Genomic DNA, 15,176 nt, shown 5'->3' on the forward strand with positions numbered 1-15,176 from the left:
GCACGACATTCAGGTAACTAGCAAAACAGCTAGGTTTTTTGCCGAGCGTCAGTCTTCGAGCAGCCGGTAATGGGTGGCGCGAACCACCGCCTGCACGCGGTTCCTGGCCCCCAGCTTGTGCATCGCCGAAGCCAGGTGCAGGGTCACCACCGCCAGCGAGCGGCTCAATTGCGTGGCAATTTCAGCCGCGGTCAGGCCGTCGGCTGCCCATTTGAGGCACTCGCGTTCGCGTTTGGTCAGGTGGATATGCGGGTAGGTGCGTAGCTCTTTGCTGAACAACGGGTAGGCCGCTTCCTGCAAGGCGTGGGAAATCAGGCTGAATTCCGACAAGGTCTTCTGCGCATCCCGCAACACGGAGCTTGCTTTGCCGGTACGCAGGCCCGTCAGCGACGCGAAGCCGCCACGGGGCAAATGCATCGGCACGCTCACGCCGCAAGTCAGTTGCTGGTCGTGCAGGTAGGACGAAACGGGGGCATGGCACGGGTCGATGATCTTTTGCAGGGCGGTATCGGCCTTGGCCTCGTAGGACCACACAAACGGTGACACCGTGCTCAGGGCCAGGTGTTGCACCGGATCGATCTGGTAATAGCCTTTGCTGCACCACAACGCGTGCCAGTCGGGCGGGGTGTTGCGCAATTCCAGCACCGAGGGGGTGATCAATGCACCGTCCTGGTCGATGGGTACCGGGGTGTAGTCATACACCAGTGCATCGAAGCCCAACTGCTGGGCGAGGATGAAACTGTTGTCCATCTGCTCATCCAGGCTCCTGCCCGGCATCAGACGATTGTTGAAGGCAGTTAGCTTGGCCAGCATCCGTTCTGCTCCCGAATTCATTTGAATCTCGACTTGCTGCAAGTAGAATGCCACGCCCCGGCGAAGGACTGCCAGGCCAAACCTATAAGAACTGCTAGGTTATGGACGCACGGCATCCTCGGTAGTGTTGGCCTGATAAACGGCCGCTACCTGCCAGGCCGATACAACACAAGGAATGTATGCATGTGGCGTGAAATTGCCCCCGACCAGCAGTACAACGTGCAAGTCGACGGCCATAACCTCGTGGTCTACAGCTTTGGCGACGGCGATGAGGTGCTGTTGTGCCTCAACGGCGGGCCCGGCCTGCCGTGTGACTACTTGCGCGACGCCCATGGCTGGCTCAAAGACCATAACCTGCGAGTGGTTGCATTCGACCAGCTTGGCACTGGCGCTTCTGCCAGACCAACCGACGTTTCCTTGTGGGAAATTTCCCGTTATGTCGAAGAAGTCGAAACCGTGCGGCAAACCCTGGGCCTTGGCCGCGTGCATTTGCTTGGGCATTCCTGGGGCGGCTGGCTGGGCATCGAATACGCCATCCACTATCCCGATGCGCTGAAAAGCCTGATCCTGGAAAACACCGTGGGCGATATTCCACACCTGTCCCAGGAGCTCGAACGCCTGCGCGGCGCCCTCGGCAGCGAAACCGTGGCCATGATGCAACGTCACGAAGCCCTGGGCACCCTCGACCACCCGCAGTACCAGGCCGCGATCACCTTGCTCAACTATCGCCACGTGTGCCGCCTGGACGAATGGCCCGAACCGGTCAAACGCTCCCTCGGCGACTGGAACATGGGCCCTTACGAAACCATGCAAGGCCCCAATGAATTCCTCTACGTCGGCAACCTCAAGGACTGGAACCGCATCCCCGAGATGGCCGCGTTCAACATGCCGATGCTTATAACCACCGGCCAGCACGACGAACTCACCCCTGCCTGCGCCATGCGCATGAAGATGGCGGCCAAACACGCCGAGTTACATGTATTCCCCAACAGCAGCCATATGCCGTTCTATGAAGAACCCCAGGCGTATTTTCCGGTGCTGCTCGACTTCCTTGCTCGCCACCGAGGCTGACGGATGAACCTGGCGCGCTACCGTTTTGTCCTGTCCCGGCCGCTGCAATTGCTGCCGGTGCTGTTTGGCATCAGCCTGATTACCTTTGTGCTGGTGCGCTCGATCCCCGGCGATCCGGCACGCGCGCTGCTGGGCTCTCGCAGCACGCCCGACGCCTTGCTGAAAATCCGCGCCCAGTACGGCCTCGACCAGCCGTTGTGGCTGCAATATTTCTACTTTCTGAAAAACCTGCTCAAGGGCGACCTCGGCCAGTCGCTGCTGTACAAGGTCGATGCGCTGAAGCTGATTGTCACGCGTATCGAACCGACCCTGGTGCTGGTGCTCGGCAGCGTGGTGCTCGCGCTGCTGATCGCGGTGCCGCTGGCCAAGGTGGCGGCGCGCAATAAAGGCGGCTGGGCAGACAACCTGATCCGCGTGTTCACCACCGTGGGCCTGGGCATGCCCGCGTTCTGGCTGGGCTTGATGCTGATCCTGCTGCTGAGTGTGCAGTGGGGGCTGTTCCCGGTGTCGGGCTACGGGCGCACCTGGCTGGACAAGGCTCATCACATGGTCTTGCCGTGCCTGACCATCGCCCTGGCGCTGTCGGCGGTGCTGGTGCGCAACCTGCGGGCCAGCATGTTGATGGAATTACAGGCCGACCATGTGACCGCTGCCCGGGCGCGCGGGCTGTCGGAAGCGGCCGTGTTCCGACGCCATGTATTGCCCAACTCGCTGGTGCCGGCGGTCAACCTGCTGGCGGTGAATATCGGCTGGTTGATCAGCGGCACGGTGGTGATCGAAAGCCTGTTCGCCATCCCCGGCATCGGCCAACTGCTGGTGCGCGGCATTTTTACCCGCGACTACATGGTGGTGCAGGGCGTGGCGATGGTGCTGGCCTGCGCGACGGTGGTGGTCAACTTCCTTGCCGACGTGGCGACCGTGGCCCTCGACCCCAGGGTGAAGATGCAATGAGCAGCCGCCCCCTGATTGCCCCGTGGCGCTTGCGCCTGCGCTTTGGTTTTCGCAATGGTCGCCTGACTGCCGCGTGGGGTTTGCTGATATTGCTCATCTGGCTGGCCCTGGCGCTGTTTGCGCCGTGGCTCGCGCCCTATGACCCGATTGCACAGAACACCGATTTCAGCTTGCTCGCCCCGAGCCTCGCCCATCCATTCGGTACGGATAACTATGGGCGAGACATTCTGTCGAGGGTGATCTGGGGCGCACGGATCGACCTGCAACTGGCCGTGGTCGGGGTGATTTTCCCGTTCATGATCGGCACCTTTGTCGGCGCGGTGTCCGGCTATATCGGCGGGCGTTTCGACAGCTTCTGCATGCGCGTGATCGACGTGATCCTGGCGTTCCCGTTCCTGGTGTTGATGCTGGCGATCATGGCCATCCTCGGCCCGGGCCTGAAGAGCTTTTATATCGCCATGGCGCTGGTGGGTTGGGTGTCGTACGCGCGGCTGATCCGCTCGCAGATCCTGGTACTCAAGGAAAGCGAATTTGCCCTGGCCGCCAAGAGCCTGGGCTTTGGCCATGGGCGCATTCTGTTTCGGCATCTGTTGCCCAACGCCATGTTCGGTTCGATTGTGTTTTCCATGTCGGACGCGGTGCTGGTGCTGCTCAACGGCGCCGCCGTGAGCTACCTGGGCCTGGGCGTGCAACCGCCGACCGCCGAGTGGGGCACGATGGTCGCCGAAGGGCAGGCCTTTATCACCACCGCCTGGTGGATCTGCACCTTCCCGGGCCTGGCCATTGTGACCCTGGCCATGGGCTTCAGCCTGTTGGCCGATGGTGTGGCGCAAGTGCTGGGGGATCGCACATGAGCCTGCTGCAGGTCCGGGACCTGAGCGTGATTGCCAACAACACCGGGCGCGATGTGACCCTGGTGGACCGCGTGTCTTTTGACCTGGCCGAAGGCGAAATCCTCGGCCTGGTCGGCGAGAGCGGTTCGGGCAAGACCATGGCCTGTCGTGGCCTGATGCGTTTGCTACCGTCGCCGAGCCTGCGGGTGCAGGGCGGTGCAGTACACCTGGTCGGAACGGATTTATTGCAACTGGATGATGCCGGCATGCGTGCGGTGCGCGGCGGGCAACTGGGCATGATTTTCCAGAACCCCAGCAGCCACCTCGACCCCTTGATGCGCATCGGCGAGCAGATCGCCGAGGGCATCCGCCTGCACCAGGGCGCGTCGAAAAAGGACGCGCGCCGCCGGGCCATCGAGGTGCTGCGTCAGGTCGGAATTCCCGACCCCCAGGCGCGGGTCGACAACTACCCCCACGAGTTTTCCGGCGGCATGCGCCAGCGCGCGATGATCGCCGTGGCCCTGGGCTGCAACCCCAAAGTGCTGATCGCCGACGAGCCGACCACGGCCCTGGATGTGACCGTGCAGGCGCAAATCCTGCGCCTGCTGCTGGACCTGCGCGACCAGCGCGGCCTGGCGATCATCATGATCACCCACGACCTTGGCGTGGTGGCGCAGACCTGCGATTCCATCGCGGTGATGTACGCCGGACGCCTGTGCGAACACGGCAGCAAATACGAGCTGCTGGCCCATCCGCAGCACCCGTACACCGCCGGTCTGATCGACTGCCAGCCGGCCCACAGCAGTGGGCATGCGTTGCTGCGCACCATCCCCGGCCAGCCGCCGTTGCTGGATGCGCTGCCCGCCGGCTGCCGCTTCAACCCGCGCTGCCCGCAGGTCGGCGCGTTGTGCACCGAGGTGCTGCCCCAAGGCGCGCGCGTCGCCTGTCATTACCCTTTGGGAGTGCAGCCATGAGCCTGTTGCAGATCAAGGACCTTGAGGTGAAATTTGCCGCCTCCGGCACCGGCCTGTTCGGTTTGAACAAACAGTGGGTGAGGGCGGTAAACGGCGTCTCGCTGAACCTGGCCGCAGGCGAAACCCTGGGCCTGGTCGGTGAGTCCGGCAGCGGCAAAAGCACCCTGGGCCGGGCGATTTTGCACCTCAATCCGATCAGCGCCGGGCAGGTGTTGTTCGACGGCATCGACATGGCCCACGGCAGCGCCATCGACATCAGCCGCCTGCGGCATGAAACCGCGATGATCTTCCAGGACCCGTACGCCGCGCTGAACCCGCGCCACACCATCGGCGAAACCCTCGCCGAGGTGTTGCGCGTGCAGCGCAAGGTCAGTCCTGAACGGATCCCGGCGCGGGTCAATGAACTGCTCGACCTGGTCGGCCTGCGCCCCGAACTGGCGAGCCGCAAACCCGGTTCCCTCAGCGGCGGCCAGTGCCAGCGCGTGGGGATCGCCCGCGCGCTGGCGGTGGAGCCGCGCCTGATCATTGCCGACGAATGTGTGGCGGCGCTGGATGTGTCGATCCAGGGCCAGATCATCAACCTGCTGCTGGAGCTGCAACAGCGCATGAACCTGGCGATCCTGTTTATCGCCCATGACCTGGCCATCGTGCGGCGCCTGTGCGACCGCGTGGCGGTGATGTACCTGGGCAAGATCGTCGAAGAAGGCCCGGTGGAAGCGGTGTTTACCGCGCCGCGCCATCCGTATACAGCGGCGCTGATCCAGGCGATTCCCGAGATTGATCCGCATCGGCCTTTGCCTACAGAGCCTCTACCCGGTGAGCCACCGAGCCCACTGAATTTGCCTACAGGCTGCGCCTTTCACCCGCGTTGCCGACATGCGCGGGCCATGTGTGCCGAGGTGTTGCCGCCGACCCATTTCCTGCACGAGCATCGATACAGTTGCGTGCTTGAAGAACCTTTGCTTTAACCCATCCCCTGCCGTCTATAAACAAGGAGTTATGACATGCAATCGCGCCACTTGAAGTTGCTCGCCGCCGCGACGTTGACCGCGTGGTCCCTGACCGCCGGCTTCGCCCAGGCCGCCGGCGTCCTGACCATCGGCTGCCGTGAAGACAGCACCACGTTTGACCCGATCAAAAGCGCGCAGAACCGCGACACCTGGGTGTTCGCCAACGTCTACGACACCCTGGTGCGCGTGGACAACCTCGGTACCAAGATGGAGCCGGGCCTGGCTGAAAGCTGGGAGATTTCCAAGGACGGCCTGACCTACACCTTCAAGCTGCGCGACGCGAAATTCTCCGATGGCTCGGCGATCACCGCCGACGACGCGGCGTTCAGCCTGTTGCGCATCCGCGACAACAAAGCCTCGCTGTGGGCCGACCCGTTCAACCTGATCAACACTGCCAAGGCCGCGGACGCGAAAACCCTGGTGGTCACCCTCAAGACGCCAGCCGTAGCCTTCCTCTCGCAATTGGCGTCGCCAACGGTGTCGATCCTGTCGGAAAAAGCCATGACCAAAATGGGCGAGGATGCCTATTCGGAAAACCCGGTGACCTCCGGCGCATTTACCGTGGAGGAGTGGCGCAAGGGCGACCGCGTGATCCTGAAGAAAAACCCGCAGTTCTGGCAGGCCAAGAAGGTCAGCCTGGATGGCGTGGAATGGGTTTCGGTGACCGACGACAACACGCGCATGCGCATGGTGCAGAACAACGAACTGGACACGGCGATCTTCGTACCGTTCTCGCGGGTTGAAGAGCTGAAGAAAGACAAGAACGTGGTGATCCACTCCGACCCGTCCACCCGTGAAGATCACCTGCTGATCAACCACGAACACGGCCTGCTGGCCAAGCCGGAAGTGCGCCAGGCGCTGGACATGGCGATCGACAAGCAATCGCTGGTCAAGACCGCCACTTACGGGCAGGGCACCGTGGCCTATTCCTACATCCCCAAGGGCTCGCTGTACCACTACGCCAACAACCTGCAACGCCCGTATGACCCGACCGCCGCCAAGAAGCTGCTGGAGCAGGCCGGCGCCAAGGACTTGAAGCTCAATTACGTGGTCAACGCCGGCAACGAAGCCGACGAGCAGATTGCGGTGATCATCAAGGACCAGTTGGCCAAGGTCGGCGTAACGGCCAACCTGCAGAAAGTCGACCCGACCCAAAGCTGGCAGATGCTGGTGGACGGTGAGTACGATATTTCGGTGATGTACTGGACCAACGACATCCTCGATCCGGACCAGAAAACCACCTTCGTGCTGGGCCACGACACCAACCAGAACTACATGACCCGTTACAAGAACGACAAGGTCAAGGAGCTGGTAACAGCAGCACGCATCGAGGCCGACCCGGTCAAGCGTGAGCAGATGTATGTGGAATTGCAGAAACTGGCGAAACAGGACGTGAACTGGATTGACCTGTACTACAGCCCGTACATCAACATCTCACGCAAGAATGTGAGCAACTTCCTGCAAAACCCGCTGGGGCGTTTCACCCTTGAGGAAGTGGTGAAAAACTAAAGAACACCACTAAACAATGTGGGAGGGGGCAAGCCCCCTCCCACATTTGATCTCTATCGTGTCAGGGGTTACTGCGCATCAAACGCCTGGCCATTGATGCCGCTGCTGTCCGGCCCCATCAGGTACAGATACACCGGCATGATCTCCTCAGGCGTCGGGTTGTCCGCCGGGTTTTCCCCCGGATACGCCTGGGCCCGCATGCTGGTGCGTGTGGCACCCGGGTTGATGCTGTTGGCGCGTACCGGCGCCACCGTGTCCAGCTCGTCGGCCAGCGTCTGCATCAGGCCTTCAGTGGCAAACTTCGACACCCCGTAAGCCCCCCAATACGCCCGACCCTTGCGCCCGACGCTGCTGGAGGTAAACACCACCGACGCATCCTGGGACAGTTTCAGCAGCGGCAGCAGCGTGCTGGTCAGCATGAACATCGCGTTGACGTTCACGTGCATCACCCGCATGAAATTCTCGCCCGACAACTGCTCGATCGGCGTGCGTGGGCCGATGATCGAGGCGTTGTGCAGCAGGCCGTCGAGGTGGCCGAAGGCCTTTTCGATCATCGCCGCCAGCTCATCGTATTGATGGGGCAGGGCGGTCTCCAGGTTGAACGGGATCACCACCGGCTGAGGATGGCCGGCCGCTTCGATTTCGTCATACACCTGGGCCAGGTTGGCTTCGGTCTTGCCCAGCAATAGCACGGTGGCGCCATGGGCGGCATAGGTTTTTGCCGCCGCCGCGCCAATCCCGCGACCGGCACCGGTCACCAGGATGACCCGGCCTTTGAGCAGTTCTGGACGTGCGGAGTAATCAAACATAAACATCCTCGACAGAATTCAGTAGGTTGCAAACACCAATCTTGAGTGCAGTGAAGATCCAATGTGGGAGGGGGCAAGCCCCCTCCCACATTGTATTTTCATCAGTCAGTAGAGCCGGTGAGCAATCAGCAGCTGCACAACGCGTTATCCAGCACCTTGCGCAGCTCCAGCGGGTGATCCACCACCACATCCGCGCCCCAATGGCGGGGGTTGTCGTCCGGGTGGATATAGCCATAGGTCACCGCCGCCGTGCGGGTGCCGGCGTCGCGGCCGGATTCGATATCACGCAAATCGTCGCCCACGAACAGCACGCTGGCCGGGTCCAGGTCGAGCATCTTGCACGCCAGGATCATTGGCTCCGGGTCGGGCTTGCTGTTGGTCACGTGGTCCGGGCAGATCAGCAGCGCCGAGCGCTCAGCCAGGCCCAACTGCTGCATGATCGGTTCGGCAAACCGCAGCGGCTTGTTGGTGACCACGCCCCACACCAGCTTGGCCTTCTCGATGTCTTCCAGCAGCTCGGCCATGCCGTCGAACAGTTTGCTGTGCACCGCACAGCCCTTGAGGTAGCGCTCGAGGAATTCCTGGCGCAGTTCCTCGAAGCCCGGCGACTCCGGGTCCATCGAAAAGGTCACGGCGACCATCGCCTTCGCACCGCCGGAGATTTCATCGCGGATGTGCTGCGGGTTGATCGGCTCCAGGCCACGGTCGGTGCGCATGGCCTGGCAGATGGCGATAAAGTCCGGCGCGGTGTCCAGCAGGGTGCCGTCCATGTCGAAGAGAACTGCTCGCAACTTCACAGGCTCACTCCTCGCGCAGGGTCTGGATCATGTAGTTGACGTCAACGTCGCTGGCCAGCTTGTAGTGCTTGGTCAGCGGGTTGTAGGTCAGGCCGATGATGTCTTTTACGCTGAGCCCGGCCTGGCGGCTCCAGGCGCCCAGCTCGGACGGACGGATGAATTTCTTGAAATCGTGGGTGCCGCGCGGCAGCAGCTTCATGATGTATTCGGCGCCGATGATCGCGAACAGGTACGCCTTGGGGTTGCGGTTGATGGTCGAGAAGAACACCTGGCCGCCCGGCTTGACCATACGGAAGCACGCGCGGATCACCGAGGACGGGTCCGGCACGTGTTCGAGCATTTCCAGGCAGGTGACCACGTCGAACTGTTCCGGCATTTCTTCGGCCAGGTCTTCGGCAGTGATCTGGCGGTATTCCACGTTCACGCCGGATTCCAGCTGGTGCAGCTGGGCCACGGCCAGCGGCGCTTCGCCCATGTCGATGCCCATCACGGTAGCTCCGCGCTGGGCCATCGCTTCGCTGAGGATGCCGCCGCCGCAACCGACGTCCAGCACCTTTTTGCCGGCCAGGTTGACGCGTTCGTCAATCCAGTTGACCCGCAGCGGGTTGATGTCGTGCAGGGGTTTGAACTCGCTTTCGCGGTCCCACCAGCGGTGAGCCAGGGCTTCGAATTTGGCGATTTCGGCGTGGTCGACGTTGCTCATGGTGAATCCTCTAAATCTGATAAATCGGTGTGTCGGTGCTGAGCCCGAGGGCTCAACAGCGTCGTTATTCGCTGTGCCCGCTGATGCGTTGGCCCCACGCAATGGCCGTGGCGGTCAACTGTTGCTCATCCATGCGGGTCAATTGCCGGTCGTCGAGCAACTGTTTGCCGGCGACCCAAAGGTGTTTCACGCAATCGCGTCCGGTGGCGTATATAAGCTGTGAGACCGGATCGTAGATCGGTTGTTGCGCCAGCCCGGAAAGATCGAACGCGACTATATCCGCCGCCTTACCGACTTCCAGCGAGCCGATTTCGCTTTCCAGGCCCATGGCGCGTGCACCGTTGAGCGTAGCCATGCGCAGGGCACGGTGGGCATCCAGGGCGGTGGCCGAACCGGCGACGGCCTTGGCCAGCATCGCGGCGGTGCGGGTTTCGCCCAGCAGATCGAGGTCATTGTTACTGGCGGCGCCGTCGGTGCCGATGGCCACATTGACCCCAGCCTGCCACAGGCGCTCCACCGGGCAGAAGCCACTGGCCAGTTTCAGGTTGGATTCCGGGCAATGGATCACGCTGGTGTTGCTTTCTACCAGCAAAGCCAGGTCATCCTCGCTGATTTTGGTCATATGGACGGCCTGGAAGCGTGGGCCCAGCAGCCCGAGGCGACCCAGGCGCGCCAATGGCCGCTCGCCGGTCTGCTCGACGGCCTGTTGGACCTCGAAGGCGGTTTCGTGCACGTGCATATGGATCGCCGCGTCCAGCTCTTCGGCGATCACGCGGATTTTTTCCAGGTTGGCGTCGCACACGGTGTAGGGCGCGTGGGGGCCGAAGGTGATCTTGATGCGCGGGTGGTGCTTGAGGTCGCCGAACAGCTCGATGCCCTGGCGAATCGCCTCATCGGCGGTGCTGGCGCCGGGGATCGGGAAGTCGAGGATCGGAATCGCGATCTGCGCGCGCATGCCGCTGTTGTGCACGCAATCGCTGGCGACCTTGGGGTAGAAGTACATGTCGGAGAAGCAGGTGATGCCGCCCTTGAGCTGCTCGGCGATGGCCAGGTCGGTGCCATCACGCACGAAGGCTTCATCGACCCATTTGGCCTCGGCGGGCCAGATGTGTTTCTCGAGCCAGGTCATCAGCGGCAGGTCATCGGCCAGGCCGCGAAACAGGCTCATCGCCGCGTGCCCGTGCGCATTGATCAGGCCGGGGCTGAGCAGCATGCCCGGCAGCTCGCGCACTTCGCTGGCGGCCAGCTTTAAGGCTGCGGCCCGTGGCCCGATAAACGCAATGCGCCCATCGCGGATGCCCAGGGCGTGCTCCTTGAGCACCACGCCGGCGGGTTCGACAGGTACCAGCCAGGTCGGCAGTAGCAGCACGTCGAGCGGGGCGGCAGTGGAGGTCATCGCGGGCTTCTTCCTGGGCAGCTATAAAAGAAGGGCGAAGTATACCCGAGCGTCCGGGCTGGCGGATCGCTATAATCGGCGGCTTTTGTTGATGAGTACGGGGTGACGGATGCGCGATCGACTGTTGGCAGCGGAGAAAGTGAAGGCCATCGATTGGCGTGATGGCGCACTGCACCTGCTCGATCAGCGTGCACTGCCGTCCCGGGAACGCTGGGTCGCCTGCGCCACGGTCGAAGAGGTGGCTGCGGCCATTCGGTCGATGGTGGTGCGCGGTGCGCCGGCCATTGGTATCAGCGCGGCGTATGGCCTGGTGCTGGCCGCACGTGAGCGGATCGCCGAAGGCGGTGACTGGCAGGCGGCGTGGGAAGAAGACTACGCGCTGCTGGCCGATACCCGACCGACTGCGTCCTACCTCTTCTGGGCTCTGAAACGCATGCGCGACCGCCTGGACCGCGTCAAACAGCACGCCGACCCGCTGGCGGTGCTCGAAGCCGAAGCCATCGCCATCCATGAAAGTGACCGCGAGGCCAACCTCGTCATGGCTCAGCTCGGCGTTGAGCGGATTCGCAAACATCAGGGCAATGCCCAGGCGATCCTGACCCACGGCAATGCCGGTTCCCTGGCGACGGGCGGTGTCGGCACGGCCCTGGGGGTAATTCGCGCGGCGTACCTGGAGGGCCTGGTCGAGCAGGTCTACGTCAATGAAACGCGCCCGTGGCTGCAAGGCTCGCGGCTCACCGCCTGGGAGCTGGCGGGCGACGGCATTCCGGTGACGGTGAATGCTGACTCAGCGGGCGCGCATATCCTCAAGACCAAGGGCGTGACCTGGGTGATCGTCGGCGCCGATTGCATCGCGGCCAATGGTGATGTGATCAGCAAGATTGGCACCTATCAGTTGGCGGTGTGTGCGATGCACCATGGCGTACGCTTTATGGTGGTGGCGTCCAGCTCGACCCTGGACCTGATGATGGCTACGGGCGATGACGTGGCCCTGGAAGAGCGGGATGCGGGTGAGTTGCTGGTGGTTGATGGGCAACGGTTGCAGGGGCAGGCGTTCAATCCGGTGTTTGACGTGACCCCGGCTGACTTGATCGACGTGATTGTCACCGAAAAGGGCATTGTTGAGCGGCCCGATGCCGCCAAGCTGGCCAAGTTGATGTGCCGTAAGCGTCTGCATTGAGGGTGTTGGTGCCTGTTGGATTGCTATCGGGGGCAAGCCCCCTCCCACACTTGAGTTGTGAACACGGTCAAAATGTGGGAGGGGGCTTGCCCCCGATTGGCCCTGAAAGTCAATAAACCCCTCGGATCCACCCTCAAAAAACAGCACCACCCCACCTCTGAGCCCCTCTCGTCCCCCTCAAGCCTGTCACCCGTCAAATTACTAGCCTCCATGCGCATCAGGGGGATAGGTGCGTGGCGGCGATTGTGATAACATCCGGCGGTTTCCAGGGCCGCCCCGAGGGGTTGCCTGTAACGTGCAGATCCGTGTCATAACTCGTTGATTTGTCGTAAGTCGTTGTCAGGCACTCTGCCGGCAGCGGCGAGCTTCGTTCGTCCCATATGGATGCGACGAGGTTTCACCCGAAAAAGGAATCAGGCTTCTCATGGGCGAACTGGCCAAAGAAATCCTCCCGGTCAATATCGAAGACGAGCTGAAACAGTCCTACCTCGACTACGCGATGAGCGTAATTGTCGGTCGGGCACTGCCTGATGCGCGCGATGGCTTGAAGCCCGTGCACCGGCGTGTGCTGTTCGCGATGAGCGAGCTGGGTAACGACTGGAACAAGCCGTACAAGAAATCTGCCCGTGTTGTCGGTGACGTGATCGGTAAGTATCACCCTCACGGCGACACTGCGGTGTACGACACCATCGTTCGGATGGCCCAGCCGTTTTCCCTGCGCTACCTGCTGGTAGACGGCCAGGGTAACTTCGGTTCCGTGGACGGCGACAACGCCGCCGCCATGCGATACACCGAAGTGCGCATGACCAAGCTGGCGCACGAGCTGCTGGCTGACCTGCACAAAGAAACCGTGGACTGGGTGCCGAACTACGACGGCACCGAAATGATCCCGGCGGTCATGCCGACCCGGATCCCCAACCTGTTGGTCAACGGCTCCAGCGGTATCGCCGTGGGCATGGCCACCAACATCCCGCCGCACAACCTCGGTGAAGTCATCGACGGTTGCCTGGCCCTTATCGACAACCCCGAGCTGACCGTCGATGAGCTGATGCAATACATCCCCGGTCCGGACTTCCCGACCGCCGCGATCATCAACGGTCGCGCCGGCATCATCGAAGCCTACCGCACCGGTCGCGGGCGCATTTACATGCGCGCCCGTTCGATGATCGAAGACATCGACAAGGTCGGTGGCCGCCAGCAGATCGTCATCACCGAACTGCCATACCAGTTGAACAAGGCGCGTCTGATCGAAAAGATCGCCGAGCTGGTTAAAGAGAAGAAGCTCGAAGGCATCACCGAGCTGCGCGACGAGTCCGACAAAGACGGTATGCGCGTGGTGATCGAGCTGCGTCGTGGCGAAGTGCCTGAGGTGATCCTCAACAACCTCTACGCCCAGACCCAGCTGCAAAGCGTGTTTGGTATCAACGTCGTGGCCCTGATCGACGGCCGCCCGCGCATCCTGAACCTCAAGGATCTGCTCGAAGCCTTCGTCCGTCACCGCCGCGAAGTGGTCACCCGCCGTACCGTATTCGAACTGCGCAAGGCTCGCGAACGCGGGCACATCCTGGAAGGCCAGGCTGTTGCGTTGTCGAACATCGACCCGGTGATCGCCTTGATCAAAGCCTCGCCAACCCCGTCGGAAGCCAAAGAGGCGCTGATCAGCACCCCTTGGGAATCCAGCGCCGTGGTGGCCATGGTTGAGCGTGCCGGCGCCGACTCCTGCCGTCCGGAAACCCTGGACCCGCAATACGGTCTGCGCGAAGGCAAGTACTTCCTGTCGCCGGAACAGGCCCAGGCCATCCTGGAACTGCGTCTGCACCGCCTCACCGGTCTGGAGCACGAGAAGCTGCTGGCCGAGTACCAGGAGATTCTCAACCAGATCGGCGAGTTGATCCGCATCCTCAGCAGCGCCGTACGCCTGATGGAAGTGATCCGCGAAGAACTGGAAGTGATCCGCGCCGAATACGGCGACGTGCGCCGCACCGAAATCCTCGATGCGCGCCTCGACCTGACCCTGGGTGACATGATCCCGGAAGAAGAGCGCGTGGTGACCATCTCCCACGGTGGCTATGCCAAGACTCAGCCTCTGGCTGCGTACCAGGCCCAGCGTCGTGGCGGTAAAGGTAAATCGGCTACCGGCGTTAAAGATGAGGACTACATCGCTCACCTGCTCGTCGCCAACAGTCACACCACGCTGCTGCTGTTCTCCAGCAAGGGCAAGGTGTACTGGCTCAAGACCTACGAGATTCCAGAAGCGTCCCGCGCCGCCCGTGGTCGCCCACTGGTCAACCTGCTGCCGCTGGACAGTGATGAATACATCACCACCATGCTGCCGGTCGAGGAATACACCGAAGGTCACTTCATCTTCATGGCCACCGCCAAGGGCACCGTGAAGAAGACCCCGCTGGAATCCTTCAGCCGTCAACGCAGCGTGGGCCTGATCGCCCTGGAGCTGGATGAAGGCGACGTACTGATCAGCGCGGCCATCACCGATGGCGAGCGTGAAGTCATGCTGTTCTCCGACGGCGGCAAGGTCACGCGCTTCAAGGAATCCGACGTTCGCGCCATGGGCCGTACCGCCCGCGGTGTGCGCGGCATGCGCCTGCCGGAAGGGCAGAAGCTGATTTCGATGCTGATCCCGGAAGAGGGCAGCCAGATCCTCACCGCTTCGGCGCGTGGTTACGGCAAGCGTACCGCCATCAGCGAGTTCCCGGAGTACAAGCGTGGCGGCCAGGGCGTGATCGCCATGGTCAGCAACGACCGCAACGGCCGTCTGGTCGGCGCGGTCCAGGTGCTCGATGGCGAGGAAATCATGCTGATTTCCGACCAGGGCACCCTGGTACGTACCCGTGTGGCTGAAGTCTCGAGCCTGGGCCGTAACACCCAGGGCGTGACGCTGATCAAGCTGGCCAACGACGAAAAACTGGTGGGCCTGGAGCGTGTGCAGGAGCCGTCGGAAGTCGAAGGCGAAGAGCTGGAAGGTGAAGAGTTCGAAGGCGAGGTGATCGCAGCAGGCGATGACAACGTCGACGAGCCAACCCTCGACGCTGCCGCAGACGAAGAAGAACCGCAGGAATAAGCGGACACACAGGGGGCGGATGAAGATTCGCCCCCTTGTTGTTTGTCCCTT

The 15,176-nt window shown here is 62.3% G+C and carries 13 protein-coding genes; 8 read left to right on the forward strand and 5 right to left on the reverse strand.

The features are described from left to right. Window positions 1-48 precede the first annotated feature (48 nt). Window positions 49-813: a LuxR family transcriptional regulator gene (locus tag AC0IYH_RS10875; protein WP_122773013.1), complete on the reverse strand. Its 765-nt coding sequence runs from the start codon at window positions 811-813 to the stop codon at window positions 49-51. Between the two features lie 183 nt (window positions 814-996). On the opposite strand from AC0IYH_RS10875, the gene AC0IYH_RS10880 reads away from it, so the two are divergent. The 6 genes from AC0IYH_RS10880 to AC0IYH_RS10905 are packed head-to-tail and all read left to right on the forward strand — an operon-like array spanning window position 997 to window position 7,161. Further along, window positions 997-1,884 carry a proline iminopeptidase-family hydrolase gene (locus AC0IYH_RS10880; RefSeq protein WP_471834270.1) on the forward strand — a complete coding sequence of 296 codons (888 nt, stop codon included), beginning with the start codon at window positions 997-999 and terminating at the stop codon, window positions 1,882-1,884. 3 nt (window positions 1,885-1,887) lie between these two features. Then, complete coding sequence (locus AC0IYH_RS10885; protein ID WP_471834272.1) at window positions 1,888-2,835, forward strand: ABC transporter permease; 948 nt, start codon at window positions 1,888-1,890, stop codon at window positions 2,833-2,835. After that, window positions 2,832-3,689 carry an ABC transporter permease gene (locus AC0IYH_RS10890; RefSeq protein WP_471834274.1) on the forward strand — a complete coding sequence of 286 codons (858 nt, stop codon included), beginning with the start codon at window positions 2,832-2,834 and terminating at the stop codon, window positions 3,687-3,689. Before AC0IYH_RS10885 ends, AC0IYH_RS10890 begins: the two co-directional genes overlap by 4 nt. Continuing rightward, on the forward strand, window positions 3,686-4,642 hold the full coding sequence (locus tag AC0IYH_RS10895) for an ABC transporter ATP-binding protein (RefSeq protein WP_471834276.1): 957 nt from the start codon (window positions 3,686-3,688) through the stop codon (window positions 4,640-4,642). Before AC0IYH_RS10890 ends, AC0IYH_RS10895 begins: the two co-directional genes overlap by 4 nt. Beyond that, complete coding sequence (locus AC0IYH_RS10900) at window positions 4,639-5,610, forward strand: ABC transporter ATP-binding protein (RefSeq protein ID WP_471834278.1); 972 nt, start codon at window positions 4,639-4,641, stop codon at window positions 5,608-5,610. The genes AC0IYH_RS10895 and AC0IYH_RS10900 overlap by 4 nt, the downstream gene beginning before the upstream one ends. A gap of 36 nt (window positions 5,611-5,646) precedes the next feature. Further along, the gene (locus tag AC0IYH_RS10905; RefSeq protein ID WP_471834280.1) at window positions 5,647-7,161 is read left to right on the forward strand and encodes an ABC transporter substrate-binding protein; all 1,515 of its coding nucleotides are present in this window, start codon (window positions 5,647-5,649) and stop codon (window positions 7,159-7,161) included. A gap of 68 nt (window positions 7,162-7,229) precedes the next feature. Here AC0IYH_RS10905 and AC0IYH_RS10910 read toward each other — a convergent pair whose 3' ends face one another. The 4 genes from AC0IYH_RS10910 to AC0IYH_RS10925 all read right to left on the reverse strand — a co-directional run bounded on the left by AC0IYH_RS10910 (window position 7,230) and on the right by AC0IYH_RS10925 (window position 10,866). Then, window positions 7,230-7,970: a YciK family oxidoreductase gene (locus tag AC0IYH_RS10910; RefSeq protein WP_122773110.1), complete on the reverse strand. Its 741-nt coding sequence runs from the start codon at window positions 7,968-7,970 to the stop codon at window positions 7,230-7,232. A 125-nt stretch (window positions 7,971-8,095) separates the two neighbouring features. After that, window positions 8,096-8,767: an N-acetylmuramic acid 6-phosphate phosphatase MupP gene (gene mupP, locus AC0IYH_RS10915; RefSeq protein WP_116629541.1), complete on the reverse strand. Its 672-nt coding sequence runs from the start codon at window positions 8,765-8,767 to the stop codon at window positions 8,096-8,098. A gap of 4 nt (window positions 8,768-8,771) precedes the next feature. Then, the gene (ubiG, locus tag AC0IYH_RS10920) at window positions 8,772-9,470 is read right to left on the reverse strand and encodes a bifunctional 2-polyprenyl-6-hydroxyphenol methylase/3-demethylubiquinol 3-O-methyltransferase UbiG (RefSeq protein WP_116629542.1); all 699 of its coding nucleotides are present in this window, start codon (window positions 9,468-9,470) and stop codon (window positions 8,772-8,774) included. A gap of 64 nt (window positions 9,471-9,534) precedes the next feature. Continuing rightward, entirely contained in the window at window positions 9,535-10,866 is a 1,332-nt protein-coding gene (locus AC0IYH_RS10925; RefSeq protein ID WP_471834282.1) for a TRZ/ATZ family hydrolase, read from the reverse strand. Between the two features lie 109 nt (window positions 10,867-10,975). Here AC0IYH_RS10925 and mtnA point away from each other — a divergent pair, with 109 nt between their 5' ends. Further along, on the forward strand, window positions 10,976-12,046 hold the full coding sequence (mtnA, locus tag AC0IYH_RS10930) for an S-methyl-5-thioribose-1-phosphate isomerase (protein WP_471834284.1): 1,071 nt from the start codon (window positions 10,976-10,978) through the stop codon (window positions 12,044-12,046). 424 nt (window positions 12,047-12,470) lie between these two features. Next, window positions 12,471-15,125 carry a DNA gyrase subunit A gene (gene gyrA, locus AC0IYH_RS10935; protein WP_116629545.1) on the forward strand — a complete coding sequence of 885 codons (2,655 nt, stop codon included), beginning with the start codon at window positions 12,471-12,473 and terminating at the stop codon, window positions 15,123-15,125. Window positions 15,126-15,176 lie beyond the last annotated feature (51 nt).

The organism is Pseudomonas sp. AC463, from assembly GCF_979253585.1.

Excerpts from the sequence above, each read along its gene's own strand:
- AC0IYH_RS10890 (WP_471834274.1), top strand. The coding sequence starts at position 2,832 with ATGAGCAGCCGCCCCCTGATTGCCCCGTGGCGCTTGCGCCTGCGCTTT.
- mtnA (WP_471834284.1), top strand. The coding sequence starts at position 10,976 with ATGCGCGATCGACTGTTGGCAGCGGAGAAAGTGAAGGCCATCGATTGG.
- AC0IYH_RS10910 (WP_122773110.1), bottom strand. The coding sequence starts at position 7,970 with ATGTTTGATTACTCCGCACGTCCAGAACTGCTCAAAGGCCGGGTCATC.
- AC0IYH_RS10885 (WP_471834272.1), top strand. The coding sequence starts at position 1,888 with ATGAACCTGGCGCGCTACCGTTTTGTCCTGTCCCGGCCGCTGCAATTG.
- AC0IYH_RS10925 (WP_471834282.1), bottom strand. The coding sequence starts at position 10,866 with ATGACCTCCACTGCCGCCCCGCTCGACGTGCTGCTACTGCCGACCTGG.
- ubiG (WP_116629542.1), bottom strand. The coding sequence starts at position 9,470 with ATGAGCAACGTCGACCACGCCGAAATCGCCAAATTCGAAGCCCTGGCT.
- AC0IYH_RS10880 (WP_471834270.1), top strand. The coding sequence starts at position 997 with ATGTGGCGTGAAATTGCCCCCGACCAGCAGTACAACGTGCAAGTCGAC.
- gyrA (WP_116629545.1), top strand. The coding sequence starts at position 12,471 with ATGGGCGAACTGGCCAAAGAAATCCTCCCGGTCAATATCGAAGACGAG.
- AC0IYH_RS10905 (WP_471834280.1), top strand. The coding sequence starts at position 5,647 with ATGCAATCGCGCCACTTGAAGTTGCTCGCCGCCGCGACGTTGACCGCG.
- AC0IYH_RS10895 (WP_471834276.1), top strand. The coding sequence starts at position 3,686 with ATGAGCCTGCTGCAGGTCCGGGACCTGAGCGTGATTGCCAACAACACC.
- AC0IYH_RS10875 (WP_122773013.1), bottom strand. The coding sequence starts at position 813 with ATGCTGGCCAAGCTAACTGCCTTCAACAATCGTCTGATGCCGGGCAGG.
- AC0IYH_RS10900 (WP_471834278.1), top strand. The coding sequence starts at position 4,639 with ATGAGCCTGTTGCAGATCAAGGACCTTGAGGTGAAATTTGCCGCCTCC.